Origin of the sequence: Formosimonas limnophila, from assembly GCF_014652675.1 — a bacterium.
Classification (GTDB): domain Bacteria; phylum Pseudomonadota; class Gammaproteobacteria; order Burkholderiales; family Burkholderiaceae; genus Hydromonas; species Hydromonas limnophila.
Map to the genome: position 1 here is coordinate 131,885 of NZ_BMZG01000003.1, position 16,003 is coordinate 147,887.

Sequence of the window (16,003 nt, forward strand, 5' to 3'; positions counted from 1 at the left end):
ATCACCACGTCCAGTCAGCGGCGGTTGCCATGAGTGCATGGGTTTTCATTTGGGCTTGGATGATTTTTTGGTAGTGCATGATGTCATCGAAGCTCAAGCTGCGCCCCTTGCGGTCTTTGAGCCATTTTTGCGCGGGTTGATAACCGCCGATATAAAACTCCCACGCAGCACGAGGCACTTGGCCGAAATACTGTGTAGCATTGATCAATACTTTCCCCACAGCAGGATTGTCGGTATCGGCGACAAAAATCGGTTTGTCCACCACATGGTCGCCCGTGACGGGGTAGGTGGTGATTGGGGTGTCTAATGACGTGTCTTCGAGCAAGTGTAAGGCACGAAGCTGTGCGCCCAATGCTGCCCACTGGCGGAATGTTTGCGGGTTTTTCGGGTACGGTACACGCGGGAAGTCGATTTTGAGGAACTCTTTGTAGGTTTCGCGGTAGGTTGGGCTGTGCAGCACACCGTAGATGTAATCGAGTAGCTCAATTGGTGCGAAGCTGCCCGCATCGTCGGTTTTTTCGGGGGTGAATGTTAAATTGATGTATTGAGCGAAATTTTGAATCAACTCGCTGTTCAAGTTGGGTATGCGTGCTGCATCCGAATTTAGTTCGCCTTGTTTTGTAGCTTCAGAGTAAAGGTAGATCGGCATATGATAGCTCGTCTCCTTTGTCTGTAGTGAAACTGAACAGCATTCGGAAATTAAGTTTGAAATAAAAATATGTTGAAAATCAAACGTGCTTTGTTGACGGCAAATTAATAAACTTAAGTTCTCTCTTCCAATCATGTGGTGCATGATTTTTTCACGACTTCTATCAATCAATTTTGAATCAAAATAAATAGGTAAATTATCGAAGGGGCGGTATGCTATTTGGCAGATTTTTTGTGCGTTAAACTCACCCTGTCTCGCTTGCTTGATAGCCCAAGCTCCAGTGTCTTTGAGTTTAAACTCAGAAGCGATTTGTGCATCATCAAAGGCTGAGTCATAGAATTTTTGTATGCGTTTTCCCAAAGTCGTGCGATCAATGTCGATGACGAAATGGTCGCGATGAGTTTTGATGCCGCTGGAGTTGAGGGTAAACATCTCATTGACCGCAAAGCCTTTTTTGTAGGTGGCTTCTACGGTGAAATCCTTGTTGATGAAAAAATACTCAGGCGCTTTAACCGTGAGGCTTTTCCATGGCAGGCTTTTGATGTTGTTGTCAGTCAGTGTGCGGTATTTGACCTCTCGTTTGCCGTGCAGCTCATGGTGATAGACGCTTGCCAGTGCGCCTTTGGCTTTTTTCCCTGTTTTGATGAATATGTTTATGGATACGCCTTGCATGATGTCAAAGACGTTCTGGTCTGCGCTGCCATCGGGGGCGGTTTCTTTCTTTTTGGCGTTGCCGTGCAGGTCTAAAATATAAATGGCGTCAAAACTTTCGAGAAGGCTTTTGCGCATTTGGCGGTGAATGATGCCGTCGATAAAGCTGTTGTTACTGATGTACGCCAGCACGCCTTCGCCGTTTTTGTCGATGAAGTGCTGTCCATAGCGGATGAATTTGATGTAATCATCCGACAGCGGTTGAATGTTGCGCTCATTCAGGTCGCGTTTGTAATCAGCGAGGAGTTCTTGGATCCAGTCGCTTTTATTGGTTGAGGATACGGCATAAGGCGGATTGCCCATGACCACCATGACGGGGGCGTCGCGCTTGATGTGGTTCGCTTCGTTGGCTTCGGAGCTGAGCCAGTTGGCAAATAAGGTGCCAGTGTCTGGGTGGTGTTCCTCCAGACTGTTGGTGAGGAAGACGCGCAGACGCTGATCTGGTGCGTTGCTGGGTTTGACGTAGCCTGTTTCGCTGAGCAGTAGGTCGAGTTTGAGGTGCGCCATGGCGTAGCTGGCCATGAGCAGCTCGAAGCCGTTCAGTCGGGGGATGAGGTGCTCGGCGACGTATTGACTCCACATGCCGTCCTGACCTTGATACGGGCGGTGAATGTGTTTGATGACTTCGGCCAAGAATGTCCCTGTCCCTGTGGCGGGGTCGATGATCTGCACTTTGTGAACGTCGATGGTTTGATCGACGGCCTTGCCCTTTTTGTCACGTGTGACGTCGGCGAGGGTGATTTGGGTTTTGCTGTGGTCGGACAGGCCTTTGGGCAGGTTGAATTCGGCTTTGAGGATGTCATCGACGGCACGGACGATGAAGTTCACCACGGGGGTGGGGGTGTACCACACGCCGCGCGCTTTGCGTAGCGCGGGGTCGTATTCGGCGAGAAAGGTTTCGTAAAAATGAATGATGGGGTCTTCTTGCCCTGTGCCTTTGCCAAAGTCTTTGAGAATCTCGGCAACGTTACAAGCCAAGAATATCTCAATCAGCGAGTCCACAATCCAACGGATGCGATCGTCTAAGTCTGGACCTGCGATGTAGGCGAATAGTTTACGTAAAAAAGGATTGGACTTTGGGATCAGCTCGGCTGCCTCATGACGCGAAAACGTGGGTAGAGTGGGATCGTGCAGTCGCGCTGCAAACATGCCGTAGCAGATGGTTTGCGCATAGACGTCGGCAAAGCCTTTTGCGGTGATGTCATGTATGAGGATGGACTTGAATGCGTCGAGTTGGGCTTTTAGGGTGCTGTTGTTGTCGTGTTGTTCTTCGTCAGAATTGAGGGCTTTTTCTATCACGTCGGACAGTAGGCGAGCTTTGCCTGCCATCATTTGCGCTAATTTTTTTGGATTGGTGATGGTTTGTGATACAGAGGTGGCAAACTCGCGAAGTAGGTTCTCAAATGCGGGGATGTTTTGGGGTATGGCGGTTATTTGCCCACTTTTTAGTTCAGCGATGCTGATTTCGGTGACGAACTCGCCATGACGAAATAGGATAAAGCGCAAGTAGTCGGTGAATATCAGATTGGGAAGCGAGGCTTTGTAGCGGTCAAATTGCTCTTTATTACCCGTCTTTTTTTCACCCATGAGGTCTTTATCGTCAATGTCTTTGGCTTCGATAAATCCGACAGGGATGTCGCCACGGGTCAGGATGTAGTCAGGTGCGCCACATTTTTGACGCTTTGGTTCGTTAGTGGCTTGAATGTCTGGTAATAGAGACTCGATTAGGCTTTGCAAATCGCCACGGAATGTGTGTTCCGTGGCGTTGCCGAGTTGGTAGCGTTGATTGAGTTGGGTGATGTATTGTGCGGTGTTCATGTTGTCGGTTGTTGAGGTGTTCGCTTGGTTTTTTAGTGTGATGCTGCCACCAGTAAAAATTACGGGTCAGCGAACGTATTATTGATTACCCGACAGGACTTTAGCCGCAGTTTTTGCTGCCTCACTGGTGGGAAATTGGTTGATTAGCTGCTGTAATGTGGCTTGGCCTTCGGCTTTTTTGCCCGTTTCTATTTGTGCGCTGCCCAGTGTGAGTAGCGCGTCAGCGGTTTTTTCGTGGTTGGGATTCTGTTTGAGAAAACGATTAAAACCCGCAATCGCAGCGGCGTAGTTACGCGTGCCATAGGCCGCTGTGGCACGCCAAAACTCGACGAGTGGCAGTTGTTCGCTCTGTGGGTATTTTTTGGCGTGTCGGTCAAACGCTTTGTAAGCACCCGAGTAATCGTTGTTTTGGATGATGGTCAAGGCTTCATCAAATTCAAACTGGGCTCGTTGTTCGGCATTCATTGGTTCGAGTTTAATCAGTCGGGTGTTTAAACTTTCAAATCCTGATTCTTGTTGTGTTGTCAGTGCTGTGACGGCGTTTTGTAGTTGCTCATTTTGGCCGCGCAGTTTGCTGATTTCTTGATCGAGCTCAGCGATGCGGTTTTGTTGCTGCTCCACCGTTTTGACCGTGGCATCTAACTGGGTGCGGATGTCCAATATGGCTTTTCGGGCTTCGTTGTCGTCAAACAGACCCGCGTGGGCTGGGTTGGCGAAGATAAAAATCCCACTGAGCGTGAGAATAGAAAGTGAGCGTTTGAAATAGGACATGGTGGCCTCGTGAAAAAATTGACGAGAAAAACGGAGCAAGTAGATGGCGGAAGTGACGCTCTCTCCCACGAAGGGAGAGAGCAGAGGGTTTAATACACAATGTCTGCGCGGCGATTTTCGGCCCATGCGGCTTCGTTGCTGCCTGTCGCTTTGGGCTTTTCTTTACCAAGGCTGACGGCTTCCATTTGATTGGTTTGTACCCCACGCAGTGCCAAGGCTTGGCGGACTGCTTCGGAGCGGCGTTGACCGAGGGCTAAGTTGTACTCGGCGGTGCCGCGTTCATCCGTATTGCCTTGAATCAAAATGCGTTGACCACGGTTTTTGTTGAGAAACTCAGCGTGTGCATTCACCACAGGTTGGCCATCGGCGCGGACAATGTAACTGTCTAAGTCAAAATAAACGCTGCGGGCGGCAGGTGCGGGCACGCCGTCTGCACCAATGCCGTTGGTGACGTCAACGGTTTTGACTTGCTGGTCACTACCGTCTAATTTCACTGTTGAGCAGGCCGAGAATAAAGCGATGCTGCTGATGAGTAAGCTGTATTTCACGATGGTTTTCATGATCTATCTCCTTTGGGTGCGAAGCTCGCACGGTTGATATTGCGGGGGGGGGGGGTGCATATCTGCATAGCAAATTTTGGGGCTGAAAAACCTGTTACTTCATAAAAGGCCCCCATGCGGGAAAGCGCGCTTTCCCGCTGGGCAATGGGAGTTCTTGTTGCATACGGCCATCAATCGAGCTGGCGCGTAGGATGTCACGGCCATTGACGTGGGTGCTGTACAAAACCACTTGACCATTCGCGGCGAAACTCGGTGATTCGTCGCGAGTGGTGTTTGAGATCGAAAACGAATCACCGTATTTCAAGTCCATGATGTGGGTTTGATAACCACCCGAAGCATTGCTGATGTAGGCCATTTTAGTCCCATCTGGCGAAATGCGTGGGCTGGTGTTGAATTTGCCTTTGAATGTCACACGGGTCGAAGCGGCAACGGACTCGCCCGCTGCGGGCATTTTATAAATTTGCGGTTCGCCGCCGCGGTCACTGGTGAAATAGATGGTGGTACCATCTGGTGAGTAAGTGGGTTCCGTGTCAATCACAGAGCCTGTGCTGCGGGTTAAGCGCTGCAAACTGCCGCCTTTGGCTGAGACTTGAAACACTTGTGTATTGCCGTCCTGTGACAAGGCGAGAACCAAATATTGACCATCGGGAGACCACGACGGTGCGCTGTTATTGCCTTTATAGTTCGCAATCATGGTGCGCTGTCCCGTGGGCAAGTCATGGATGTACACCACCGGTTTTTTTTGCTCAAACGACACATAGGCAACTTGTGTGCCTGAGGGAGACCATGAGGGAGAGATAATTGGCTCGTTACTGTTGAGTGCTACTTGTGCGCCTGCGCCGTCAGAGTCAGAGATGAGTAACTGGTATTTGCCATTGACCCTATCGACGTAAGACAAACGTGTCGAAAACGCACCGCGTATGCCCATGAGTTTCTCGTACACAAAGTCAGCCATGCGATGCCCAGCACTGCGCAATCCACTCGCGGGCACGGTCAACGCGTAATCACCTAAATTCGCCTTCGTTGAGGCGTTGAATAAACGCAAGCGAATGGTGTAGTTGTCGCCCTGTGCGGTGACATTGCCGACCACCAACGCATGAGCGCCTTTTGCGCCCCACTCAGCAGGATTGGCGCCGTCTAAGCCGATGGTTGCACCACCGACGGGGAAATTCACCAATCCACCGCTGCGCGATAGGTTGCTGCGAATGATATCGGTAATGTTCACGGGTGCGGCGGTTTCGTTGACGAAATGGGCGGTGGCGACAGGGAGGCCTGCGTCGTCAAAGCTGACGTTCGCCTCTAAACCTTGTGCCGCAATCGTCTGGCTTATGACCAATGCTGAAAATGCGGCTATGACACGCTGAATTGAGTAGTTAAAGTATCGAGACATGTTGACATCCTTTCGAGGTGTGTCGTGAAACGAGAAAGAATTTTTGCAGAGTTAGTTATATTGGGATTGGGTACTTCACATCACTTGATACGAATATTAACGGTGATTGTTTGACCAATCACTGCGGGTGGTGGTCCACTTGCAGAAGCTGCTGTGAGCACCTGGCGCACGGTGGCGGCTTTATCAGCTGGATTCGTGGTAACGCTTTGAACACGCACAGAGCCGTTTGGTAAAACGGTGACACGGGCAGTGCCCGTGATGCTGGATAGCCCACGATTTTGTCCTGCACGCGCGATGGCTGACTCTAAACGGCCGATAAAGTTGCCAACGCCAGCATTCGATGAGCCTGCACTTGTACCATTCGAGTTTTTTAGCACATCGGCACGAGCTGAATTGTCGGTGGTTGGTTTTTGTGCTGGAGTGACGGGTTTTGTCTGAGGTTCTTTTGGCTTCACTGGCTGGTTTGTCTTCACTTCTTGAGGCTTTGGTTTTAGATCGGACTTGGTTTCAATCTCTGCAGGTGTGTTTGTTTCTTTTTGGTCAACGGAGAGACGCTCAGTTTCGTTGACGCTCATGGCTGTCTCTGTTGTGGTCTGAGTTTGCTGGGTAGCGGCCAAACCCGCGGCATCCCAGAGTTCGACCTCGGCGGGTTTGGGTTGCACCCATGACGCGCCCCACCAAATGAGTCCGAAAAGCATCAGGTGAACAAGCGCGGTTAGCGCGGCGGAGCGTGGGTTGAACTTTTGCATCAATCCATCACCGCTATTTGGTAGCTTGTGCGAGCAGTAAGCCGACGCGCTCAATGCCTGATTTCTTTAGCGCGTCCATAACTGCCATGACGTCGCCATACGCCATGGCTTTGTCGGCGGCGAGGACGACAGCTTGTGGTTTACTCGCTGTGGTGGCGCGCACGGCGTTAATCATGTCGTCGGTGCTGGCGTAGGTTTGACCGCTGCTGGATAACTCGCCTTTGTCATTCATCTGAATCACGAGTGGTGGTTCAGTGGGTGCGCTGGCTGAACCGACGCTGGGCAGATTCAATACTTTAGTCTGAATCATTGGTGCTACAACCATGAAAATAACGAGCAAAACCAGCATGACGTCAATGTACGGCACGACATTCATTTCGGCTTTGGTGCGGCGTGTGCGGCGACGTAAGGGTTGCAAACGACTCATGCTTTTGTGCTCGCAGACAATGTATTTGAAAAATCATCAATGAAACTTTCAAAGCGCAGTGCAAGTCTGTCCACTTCGGCGACATAGCGGTTGTACGCGAGCACGGCAGGAATCGCGGCAAATAAGCCAAGTGCCGTGGCAATCAGTGCCTCGGCAATCCCAGGGGCGACTGAGGCAAGCGTGCTTTGCTCCGCAGTGGATAGACCCATAAACGCGTTCATGATGCCCCAAACTGTACCGAGCAGGCCGATGTAAGGTGAGACCGAACCGACTGAGGCGAGGAATGGCAGCTTCGCTTCGAGGCTGTCTAATTCGCGTTGGTACGCAGCTTTCATCGCGCGTTGGGCAAACTCAAGGGTCGCTTCTGGGCTGTTTGACTGCTGACTCATTTGTTCGTGGCCTTGCATGCCTGCGACGAAAATCCGCTCTAAGCTGCCTGCTTGGTGGCGATTGGCCAAGGAGCCTTGAAACAAATGATTGAGGTTTTGAGCAGCGAGAAACTCACGTTCGAATGCCTCGGTTTGTGCGCGTGTCTTTCGTACGGTGGCGCCTTTGTGAAAAATGGTGTACCACGACATCACAGAAATCAGAACGAGTATGGCCATAATGATTTGCACGACGGGGCTGGCATTGAGTATGAGGCTGAGGATGTTGTGTGAGTTGTTCATGTCGCAAACATTGTAAAAGAATGATGCCATATTATAACCGAGCTTCTCAAACGAACCGTGGAGGCTTGATGGATTATCTTCTGTTGCAACCTGCGCGTATTGATGTTTTTTCTCTCAAGCGCACAGTTGGTGATGGTTTACGTGTTTTTTTGAGACAGGACTTTTTTATTTTGATCGCCCACATTTTGCCGCTTTTTTAAAAATCTCGATTTTGCGTTGCAGTGAGGGATTCTCTTTGGTAGAAGGCTTTTTTATACGGGTTCGAGTCTTTTGTCTGTTTTTTGTATTTTGCACCGCAACATCGAAAGTTTCTTTTTCATTTGCTCATCTTATTTACATTTGTAAAGAAAATGTCGTACCATCACATCCAACGATCAAAATCTCGTGTACAAAACGTGGAAGCGACGTTCAACATTCGTTCAATCCCCCATGGCCTTGGATGACTTAAAAGCCAATGGCTTTATTTAAATAAAACACAATCCTTTAGGAGACTCAAAATGATGCGTAAATTAGGTTTAGTGACCGCATTGGCATTCACAGGCATGACGGCTTGTGGTGACAAAAAACCAGCAGAAGGTGCACCAGCGGCCAAAACAGAAGGCGCTGCACCAGCGGCAGGCCAAAATACATTAACCATCGCAACTGTGAACAATGGTGACATGGTGGTGATGCAAGAGTTATCGAAAAAATTTGAAGCCGCTAATCCTGACATCAAATTGAATTGGGTGGTGTTGGAAGAAAATGCGCTGCGCCAAAAAGTGACCACCGACATCGCTGCCAAAGGCGGTCAGTTTGACGTAGTGACCATTGGTATGTACGAAACACCGATTTGGGCGAAAAAAGGCTGGCTCTCTGAAATGAAAGACTTGCCTGCATCGTATGACGTGGATGATTTGATGAAGCCCATCCGTGATGGTTTAACGGACGATGGCAAGCTTTACGCATTGCCGTTCTATGGTGAGACGTCAATGACGTTCTATCGTAAAGATTTGTTCGATGCGAAAAAACTCGTGATGCCAGAGAAACCAACTTATGCAGACATCGAGAAGTTTGCAGCGGCTTTGACCGATAAAAATGCAGGCCAATACGGCATCTGCTTGCGTGGTAAAGCAGGTTGGGGCGAGAACATGGCGTTTTTATCAACTATGGTCAATGCCAATGGCGGCCGCTGGTTTGATGAAAACTGGAATCCACAGTTGACTTCGCCAGAGTGGAAAAACACGGTGACTCAATACGTGAACTTGCTCACCAAATACGGTCCTCCAGGTGCATCGTCTAATGGCTTTAACGAAAATCTGGCATTGATGAGCAGTGGCAAATGTGGCATGTGGATTGACGCTTCGGTCGCGGCAGGTATGCTCTATAACCCGAAAGAGTCAAAAATCGCTGACAAAGTGGCTTTTGCCCCATCACCAGTCGGTAGCTTCGCTGGCGCGAGCGGCTGGTTGTGGTCGTGGAACTTGGCCATCCCTGCGTCATCTGCTAAGCAAGATGCTGCGAAAAAATTCGTGACTTGGGCAACATCTAAAGAGTACATCGCAGAAGTCGCAGCAGCCAAAGGCGGTTGGGGTTCTGTGCCTCCTGGTACGCGTAATTCAACTTACGCTAATCCTGAGTACGAAAAAGCAGCACCATTTGCCAAGTTTGTTTTGAGCGCAATGAATACTGTTAATCCAAATAAAGCCACTGAAAAACCAGTGCCATATACAGGCGTTCAGTACGTCGGTATTCCTGAGTTCCAAGCTTTGGGTACGGTTGTTGGTCAGTCCATCTCTGGTGCGTTGGCAGGCCAAGGCAGCGTTGATCAAGCACTGCAAGCATCACAGGCAGCGGCTGAAAAGGTAGCTAAACAAGGTGGCTACTTGAAGTAATCACCAAACCGAAGGTGGGGCAACCCACCTTTTGTGAATGATTCTGCTGCTCAACTAATGAATGGGTTTATTCATCATTGGGCTGGTAAAAGCTTTAAAGCCAGCCTCAGTGTTCGTCTCCAGCGCCTGAGGCTGTGCTTTTTTATACAGTAGTAACAATGCAGTAGCACCAATGTGGTGGTTTCATTCCGCATGTCGATTTACCGATATTCGACACCACGACTCATAATAAAAAATCAAAAAATTCTTCATGAATTTTTTGAAGATATCAGGAGATACACATGTCAGCCGTCGCATCTAACGCGCCATTAAAAGGCGCGAAGAAAAAGACCGATGCTCGACTTCTCACGGCACAGTTATTGCTAACGCCTGCCGTGGCGATGTTGTTCATTTGGATGATTGTTCCGCTTGTGATGACGATTTATAACTCGTTACTCAACTACAATTTATTGAGTGCCGATACTGTCAGTTTCGCGGGTTTGGATAATTACAAATATTTATATGAAGACCCCGATTTTTGGGTGTCAATTATTAACTCGGTCATTATGATTGGCACCGTTCTGGTTTTATCGATTGTCTTTGGTACGCTGCTTGCGTGGTTGTATGACCAAGACTTCAAAGGCCGAAATATTGCACGTCTTTTCGTGATTGCCCCATTCTTTGTCATGCCAACAGTCTCTGCGCTGTTGTGGAAAAATATGATGTTTCACCCCGTTTATGGGATTTTTGCAGCGATTAGCCACCTGTTTGGCCTGCCTGCCGTGGATTGGTTTCGTGATTATCCGATGACGGCTGTGATTATTATTTTGACGTGGCAATGGATGCCATTTGCGTTCTTGATTTTACTCACCTCGATTCAGTCGGTGGACTCTGAACAAAAAGAAGCGGCAAAAATCGACGGCGCGAAACCGTGGCACGTCTTCGTTTATATTATTCTGCCACATTTGAAACGCTCGATTTCAGTGGTGGTGATGATTGAGGCGATTTTCTTGTTATCGGCGTTTGCGGAGATTCACATTACCACATCAGGCGGTCCGGGTAACGCGACGACGAACTTGACGTACTTTGTGTTCTTGCGTGGCATTGCTCAGTTTGATATTGGTCTGGCCTCGGCTGGTGGTGTGATTGCGGTGATTTTGGCGAACATTATTTCGTTCTTCTTGATTCGCACTGCGTCTAAAAACCTACAAGCAGCCTAAGGAGACGACTATGAAAAACTCAAAAAATCAAACGCTACTGATTACGATTCTCGGCTGGCTCATCGCTGCGATTGTATTCTTCCCGATTTTCTGGATGTTCTTGACCAGCCTTAAGTCAGAAGAGATGGCGATTTCAACCCCACCGCTGTTCTTCTTTACTCCGACGCTCGAAGGTTATCACTCGATTATGGAGCGGGTGAACTACCTCTCGCATATGTCGAATTCGATTCTCATTGCGGGCGGTGCGACGTTGTTGGCGATTGCGGTATCGGTGCCTGCGGCTTATGCCATGGCATTTTATCCGACCAAACGCACACAAGATATTTTGTTGTGGATGATGTCGACCAAGATGATGCCTGCGGTTTCGGTGTTGTTGCCAATTTATGTGATTTTCCAAAAATTTAGTTTGCTGGACAACGCAGCGGCGATGATTGTGATTTACGCCCTGATGAATATGCCAATTACGGTTTGGTTGATTTATTCGTACTTTAAAGACTTACCGACTGAAGTGATGGAAGCGGGGCGTCTGGATGGTATGACTTTGTGGCAAGAGATTCGTTATCTTGTGTTGCCAATGAGTTTGCCTGGGTTGGCTTCGACGGGTTTGTTGTCGATTATCTTGTGCTGGAATGAAGCGTTTTGGAGCTTGAATTTAACCACGACCAATGCGGCACCATTGACCCAATTGATTGCGACGTTTTCGTCACCTGAGGGTTTGTTTTGGGCGAAACTTTCTGCAGCGTCAGTATTGTCGGTTGCGCCGATTATGGTGCTCGGTTGGTTCAGCCAGAAGCAATTGGTTCGTGGTTTGACTTTTGGCGCGGTGAAGTAAATTGTTAACCACCTTAATCTCCGATTGTGACGGCGTATTGGTTGACTCCGAAGTCGTCGCATTTGAGGTGCTGGTTCGAGAGGCACAGGCTATTTTTCCTCAGATGGATGTTAATTTGCATTTGACCAGTGCATTTGGTCAAAAGACAGAGGAGCTGGTTCGCCAATTGGCCGTCAAAGCCAATGCTTTGATTCCAGAGGGTTTTTTGCTGCACTTGCGTCAGGTTACGGATGCGACCATTGAAGCACAAGCCAAAGCAGTGGCAGATGTGAGCATTTTAGTGGCTTTGCCTGAGCTAAAAGCCGTGGCCAGTAATAGTGGCATGGCGCGCGTGCGGGCTGCTGCGAAGCTGGTTGGTCTGCTCAACCGTGGCGATGTACAGATATTTAGTGCGGATCAAGTGGAAAACCCCAAGCCTGCGCCTGATTTGTATCATTTGGTTGCGCAATCTTTGGCTGTGCCACCTCAATCATGCTTGGTGATTGAGGACAGTCTATCGGGTGTGGTGGCGGCACAAAAGGCTGGAATGCAGGTTATCGGTTTTACTGGTGGCGCACATATTCCCGCAGGACATGATGATGCCTTGAGACAAGCAGGGGTTTTGGATGTTTTTCAGCATATGAAAGATTTGCCATTGATGTTGAAAAAGCTGACTCGTTGGTGAAAACAGACAAATGTGGTGTGAATAATTTTATTTAAGTTTTGTGGCTTTCCGCTCAAAACTTCTAACTAAAAGACAAAAAAACAGTGGGTTTCTACTTTTTTTGATGAATAAACAGGAGCAATAAAATGGCAACGGTACAACTCAAAAGCATTGCAAAAAAGTACACAGAAAACTACGCAGTTAAAGGCGTGGACATCGACATCAAAGACGGTGAATTCGTCGTTTTGGTTGGCCCGTCAGGTTGTGGCAAGACCACCACATTGCGCATGATTGCTGGGCTGGAAGAGATTTCTGAGGGCACTTTGTCGATTGATGGCGTGGTGGCGAATGATTTGTCGCCTGCTGAGCGTGGCATTGCAATGGTGTTTCAATCGTATGCGTTGTATCCGCATATGAGTGTGCGTGAAAACTTGGCATTTGGCTTGCGTCTGCAAAAAGTGCCGACGGACAAAATTGATGCGGCTGTAAACAACGCTTCTAAAATTTTACACATTGAACATTTGCTTGACCGCAAGCCAAAAGCCTTGTCGGGTGGCCAACGTCAGCGTGTGGCGATTGGCCGTGCGATTACGCGGACACCGAAAGTATTTTTGTTTGATGAGCCGTTATCAAATTTGGACGCGGCTTTGCGTGTGCAAATGCGTATTGAGTTTGCGCGCCTGCACCAAGATTTGCAAGCAACGATGATTTATGTGACGCATGACCAAATCGAAGCGATGACCTTGGCAGATAGAATTGTGGTGTTCTCGGAAGGCAAAGTTGAACAAATCGGTACACCTTTGCAGTTGTACCATCAACCGAATAATTTGTTTGTCGCAGGCTTCATTGGTTCACCGAAAATGAATTTGCTGCCAGCTATTGTTGAGTCAGCCGATGCTCAAAACGCCAAAGTGCGCATGACCGATGGTTCCTCCATCACAGTTGCTTGCGATGGCTCAGGCCTTAAAACTGGCGAAAAGGTGACTTTGGGGCTGCGTCCTGAACACTTGAGTGTACAATCTTCGGCACAAGATTTTGGTGTCACTGTCAGTTTGTGTGAGCAAATGGGCGATTCAACCATGGTGTACGCTCAGTTGGTAGGTTTTGATAAACCAGTGGTGGTGCGCGTGGCTGATGTGTTCCGTGTGGAACAAAACCATGCCTTACGCATTGGTGTCAATCCACAGTTGGCGTATTTGTTCGACGCAAATGGCATGGCTGTGCCACGACATTTATCTGAAATTCACGCCCAGTACGTCTAATTTGAACTGGGCGGACGATGGGTCCCCCAGTTTAGGAGAGAGGTATGGATGATGGCAAACAGGACTTGCAAGCGCAGATTGCTTGGCTGTACTACATCGGCAATCTGACGCAGCAAGACATTGCAAAAAAAGTGGGTATGTCACGCCCGACGGTGCAGCGATTTTTAAATCTTGCCATCGAGAGTGGCATTGTTCAGGTCAAGATTGACCACACCGCCACGGTGTGTATGGACTTGGCCAAGCAGTTGAAGAAAAAATTTGGTTTGAGCGAGTGTGAAGTCGCTCCAGTAGATGATGTGACGGTGGCGCAGGTTGATCGGCTGATTGCCATGACCTCTGGGCGATTTTTGGAGCAGGCTCTTCGCACGCCGAATATCAAAGGCATTGCCTTAGGAACTGGGCGTGCAATTCGCGCGATGTGTCAGGGTGTCACACGCCATCACTTGGATGATTTTAAAGTGGTTTCATTGGCGGGGACTGTGGCATCGGATGGCTCGTTCAACCGCTATGACGCGAGTCTGAGCTTGGCGGACAAAACGGATGGTAAATACTATATTTTGTCCATCCCTTTGTTTGCTGAAGATGAGCAAGACCGCGCTTACTGGTATGCATCACGCACGTACACGCGACAGCTCGCCAATTATGTCGAGTGTCATCTCGCGCTGATTGGCGTGGGCTGGGTGGGGCGTAATTGTTCGCTGGTACAAGATGGTTTTGTGACCAATGATGCGATGGATGAGTTGGTGGCTCAAGGTGCGGTGTGTGATGTGTTGGGTTGGGTACTTGATGCAGATGGGCAACCCATCGGACATGGCATCAATCATCGTGTGACCAGCTTCAAACAAACGATTTTGAAGCAGCGTCCAGTGATTGGTGTGGCTGGCGGTGAGCGAAAGCACGCAGCGATTCATGCCGCACTCAAGGGCGGGTGGCTCAATGGTTTGGTTACGGATCAGCGCACAGCAGAATATTTATTGAATCAAACCTAACGGGGGCAGATGGCATTGCCCTCGACGAAAAAGAGAAGAGGGCAATCTATGAACCACGGTATTACTCCCAACACCAATGTGATGTTGCATTTGGGCTTAGGCTCATTTCATCGCGCGCATCAAGCGGTATATGTTCAGGCCTTGATTGACAGTGGTGATGACTCATGGGCACTGGCGGGCGGTAATCTGCGCGCTGATATGCTTGATGTCATTGAGGCTCTGCAACAACAAAATGGTCAATACACTTTAGAAACCGTCGCGCCCAATGGTGAGCGTTTTTACAAAACCATCAGCGCGATTCGTCAAATCATCCCATTTGATGAACAACTGAGCGGCTTGGTCGATCTCGGCTCATCAATGCAGACTAAAATTATTTCATTTACTGTCACTGAAGCGGGTTACTACCTCACCGATAAAGATGAGCTCGACTTAACCTTTGCAGATTTACATGCCGACTTAGAGCGTGTGAAAAGCGGCGCAGTGGGCTACTCCATCTACGGTGCACTCGTCACTATCCTCAAACCCCGAATGGCAAACAATGCTGGCCCAGTGACCCTGCTCAACTGCGATAACCTGCGCCACAATGGCAAGCGGTTCCGTAAAGGTTTACTGCAATTCATTGACTTGCTGGGTGACACTGCACTCAAATCATGGGTAGAGGCCAATACCACCAGTCCGAATGACATGGTTGACCGCATCACGCCGCGCCCGACACCTGCCGTACGAGAGTCTGTCAAGGCTGCCACAGGCATTGATGACCCAGCCGCACTGATGGGTGAGACATTCATTCAGTGGGTGATTGAGGATAACTTTATCGCTGGGCGTCCTGCATGGGAAAAAGTCGGTGTTGAAATGGTCGAATCCGTCACGCCATATGAAGAAGCCAAAATTCGCATCCTCAACGCCAGTCACAGCTGCATTGCATGGGCAGGTACATTGCGCGGGTACACCTACATTCATGAAGGCACGCTTGATCCTGAGATTCGTCAGCTTGCATTCGACTATGTGACCAACGATGTGATGCCATGCCTCACGCCGAGTCCATTGGACTTGGCTGCGTACCGAGATGTCGTACTTGACCGTTTTTCTAACGAAGCCATTCGTGACACCAACCAACGTGTGGCGATGGATGGGTTCTCAAAAATCCCAGGCTACATCGCACCAACATTCCGTGACTGCATCGCGCAAGGCAAGTCTTTTGACGATGTGGCAGTATTGCCCGCTTTATTTCTCACGTATTTGCAACGCTGGCACCGTGGCCAAATTGCTTACGAGTACCAAGATCAAGCGATGAATCAAGCTGCTGCACATGCAATTTGTGAATCTGATGACGTCGTTGCTGCGTTTTGTGCCGATGCCACGCTTTGGGGCTCTTTGGCCAACGAACCCGCATTGGTGGATGCCGTCCGCCGTGCTTATGGCAAAGTACAACGCTTTAATACAGCGAGTTAAGTGGTTTTCTTT

The 16,003-nt window shown here is 49.2% G+C and carries 14 protein-coding genes; 7 read left to right on the forward strand and 7 right to left on the reverse strand.

What is annotated here, in order from left to right; all coding sequences use genetic code 11:
* Nucleotide 1: 1 nt before the first annotated feature.
* The 7 genes from IE082_RS03535 to tolQ form a co-directional block, all read right to left on the reverse strand.
* Complete coding sequence (locus IE082_RS03535; RefSeq protein ID WP_189491637.1) at nt 2–3,178, reverse strand: type ISP restriction/modification enzyme; 3,177 nt, start codon at nt 3,176–3,178, stop codon at nt 2–4.
* Between the two features lie 78 nt (nt 3,179–3,256).
* The gene (gene ybgF, locus IE082_RS03540; RefSeq protein WP_189491639.1) at nt 3,257–3,949 is read right to left on the reverse strand and encodes a tol-pal system protein YbgF; all 693 of its coding nucleotides are present in this window, start codon (nt 3,947–3,949) and stop codon (nt 3,257–3,259) included.
* A gap of 89 nt (nt 3,950–4,038) precedes the next feature.
* Entirely contained in the window at nt 4,039–4,509 is a 471-nt protein-coding gene (gene pal, locus IE082_RS03545) for a peptidoglycan-associated lipoprotein Pal (protein WP_189491642.1), read from the reverse strand.
* A gap of 94 nt (nt 4,510–4,603) precedes the next feature.
* Entirely contained in the window at nt 4,604–5,899 is a 1,296-nt protein-coding gene (gene tolB / locus IE082_RS03550; RefSeq protein ID WP_189491645.1) for a Tol-Pal system beta propeller repeat protein TolB, read from the reverse strand.
* Between the two features lie 80 nt (nt 5,900–5,979).
* Entirely contained in the window at nt 5,980–6,648 is a 669-nt protein-coding gene (locus IE082_RS03555) for a hypothetical protein (protein ID WP_189491647.1), read from the reverse strand.
* A 13-nt stretch (nt 6,649–6,661) separates the two neighbouring features.
* Nucleotides 6,662–7,075, reverse strand: a complete 414-nt coding sequence (locus IE082_RS03560; protein ID WP_189491649.1) for an ExbD/TolR family protein — start codon at nt 7,073–7,075, stop codon at nt 6,662–6,664.
* Entirely contained in the window at nt 7,072–7,743 is a 672-nt protein-coding gene (gene tolQ / locus IE082_RS03565) for a protein TolQ (RefSeq protein WP_189491652.1), read from the reverse strand. The genes IE082_RS03560 and tolQ overlap by 4 nt, the downstream gene beginning before the upstream one ends.
* A gap of 542 nt (nt 7,744–8,285) precedes the next feature.
* On the opposite strand from tolQ, the gene IE082_RS03570 reads away from it, so the two are divergent.
* From IE082_RS03570 to dalD, 7 genes are all read left to right on the forward strand, one after another.
* A complete protein-coding gene (locus tag IE082_RS03570) occupies nt 8,286–9,614 on the forward strand; it encodes an ABC transporter substrate-binding protein (protein ID WP_189491942.1) in 1,329 nt (442 codons plus the stop codon).
* 281 nt (nt 9,615–9,895) lie between these two features.
* Entirely contained in the window at nt 9,896–10,813 is a 918-nt protein-coding gene (locus tag IE082_RS03575; protein ID WP_189491654.1) for a carbohydrate ABC transporter permease, read from the forward strand.
* A 10-nt stretch (nt 10,814–10,823) separates the two neighbouring features.
* Nucleotides 10,824–11,645 carry a carbohydrate ABC transporter permease gene (locus IE082_RS03580; RefSeq protein WP_189491658.1) on the forward strand — a complete coding sequence of 274 codons (822 nt, stop codon included), beginning with the start codon at nt 10,824–10,826 and terminating at the stop codon, nt 11,643–11,645.
* 1 nt (nt 11,646) lies between these two features.
* Nucleotides 11,647–12,309: an HAD family hydrolase gene (locus IE082_RS03585; RefSeq protein ID WP_189491661.1), complete on the forward strand. Its 663-nt coding sequence runs from the start codon at nt 11,647–11,649 to the stop codon at nt 12,307–12,309.
* 125 nt (nt 12,310–12,434) lie between these two features.
* Nucleotides 12,435–13,550 (forward strand): ABC transporter ATP-binding protein, encoded by a 1,116-nt coding sequence (locus IE082_RS03590; protein ID WP_189491664.1) that lies wholly within the window; start codon nt 12,435–12,437, stop codon nt 13,548–13,550.
* A gap of 44 nt (nt 13,551–13,594) precedes the next feature.
* Nucleotides 13,595–14,539: a sugar-binding transcriptional regulator gene (locus IE082_RS03595; RefSeq protein WP_189491669.1), complete on the forward strand. Its 945-nt coding sequence runs from the start codon at nt 13,595–13,597 to the stop codon at nt 14,537–14,539.
* A gap of 48 nt (nt 14,540–14,587) precedes the next feature.
* Complete coding sequence (gene dalD / locus IE082_RS03600) at nt 14,588–15,991, forward strand: D-arabinitol 4-dehydrogenase (protein WP_229809700.1); 1,404 nt, start codon at nt 14,588–14,590, stop codon at nt 15,989–15,991.
* The last annotated feature ends 12 nt before the right edge of the window (nt 15,992–16,003 follow it).

Bases quoted from the DNA above. Each gene is read 5' to 3' on its own strand.
- IE082_RS03575 (WP_189491654.1), top strand. From the start codon at position 9,896: ATGTCAGCCGTCGCATCTAACGCGCCATTAAAAGGCGCGAAGAAAAAG.
- IE082_RS03590 (WP_189491664.1), top strand. From the start codon at position 12,435: ATGGCAACGGTACAACTCAAAAGCATTGCAAAAAAGTACACAGAAAAC.
- dalD (WP_229809700.1), top strand. From the start codon at position 14,588: ATGAACCACGGTATTACTCCCAACACCAATGTGATGTTGCATTTGGGC.
- pal (WP_189491642.1), bottom strand. From the start codon at position 4,509: ATGAAAACCATCGTGAAATACAGCTTACTCATCAGCAGCATCGCTTTA.
- IE082_RS03570 (WP_189491942.1), top strand. From the start codon at position 8,286: ATGACGGCTTGTGGTGACAAAAAACCAGCAGAAGGTGCACCAGCGGCC.
- IE082_RS03555 (WP_189491647.1), bottom strand. From the start codon at position 6,648: ATGCAAAAGTTCAACCCACGCTCCGCCGCGCTAACCGCGCTTGTTCAC.
- IE082_RS03560 (WP_189491649.1), bottom strand. From the start codon at position 7,075: ATGAGTCGTTTGCAACCCTTACGTCGCCGCACACGCCGCACCAAAGCC.
- tolQ (WP_189491652.1), bottom strand. From the start codon at position 7,743: ATGAACAACTCACACAACATCCTCAGCCTCATACTCAATGCCAGCCCC.
- IE082_RS03580 (WP_189491658.1), top strand. From the start codon at position 10,824: ATGAAAAACTCAAAAAATCAAACGCTACTGATTACGATTCTCGGCTGG.
- tolB (WP_189491645.1), bottom strand. From the start codon at position 5,899: ATGTCTCGATACTTTAACTACTCAATTCAGCGTGTCATAGCCGCATTT.
- ybgF (WP_189491639.1), bottom strand. From the start codon at position 3,949: ATGTCCTATTTCAAACGCTCACTTTCTATTCTCACGCTCAGTGGGATT.
- IE082_RS03595 (WP_189491669.1), top strand. From the start codon at position 13,595: ATGGATGATGGCAAACAGGACTTGCAAGCGCAGATTGCTTGGCTGTAC.
- IE082_RS03535 (WP_189491637.1), bottom strand. From the start codon at position 3,178: ATGAACACCGCACAATACATCACCCAACTCAATCAACGCTACCAACTC.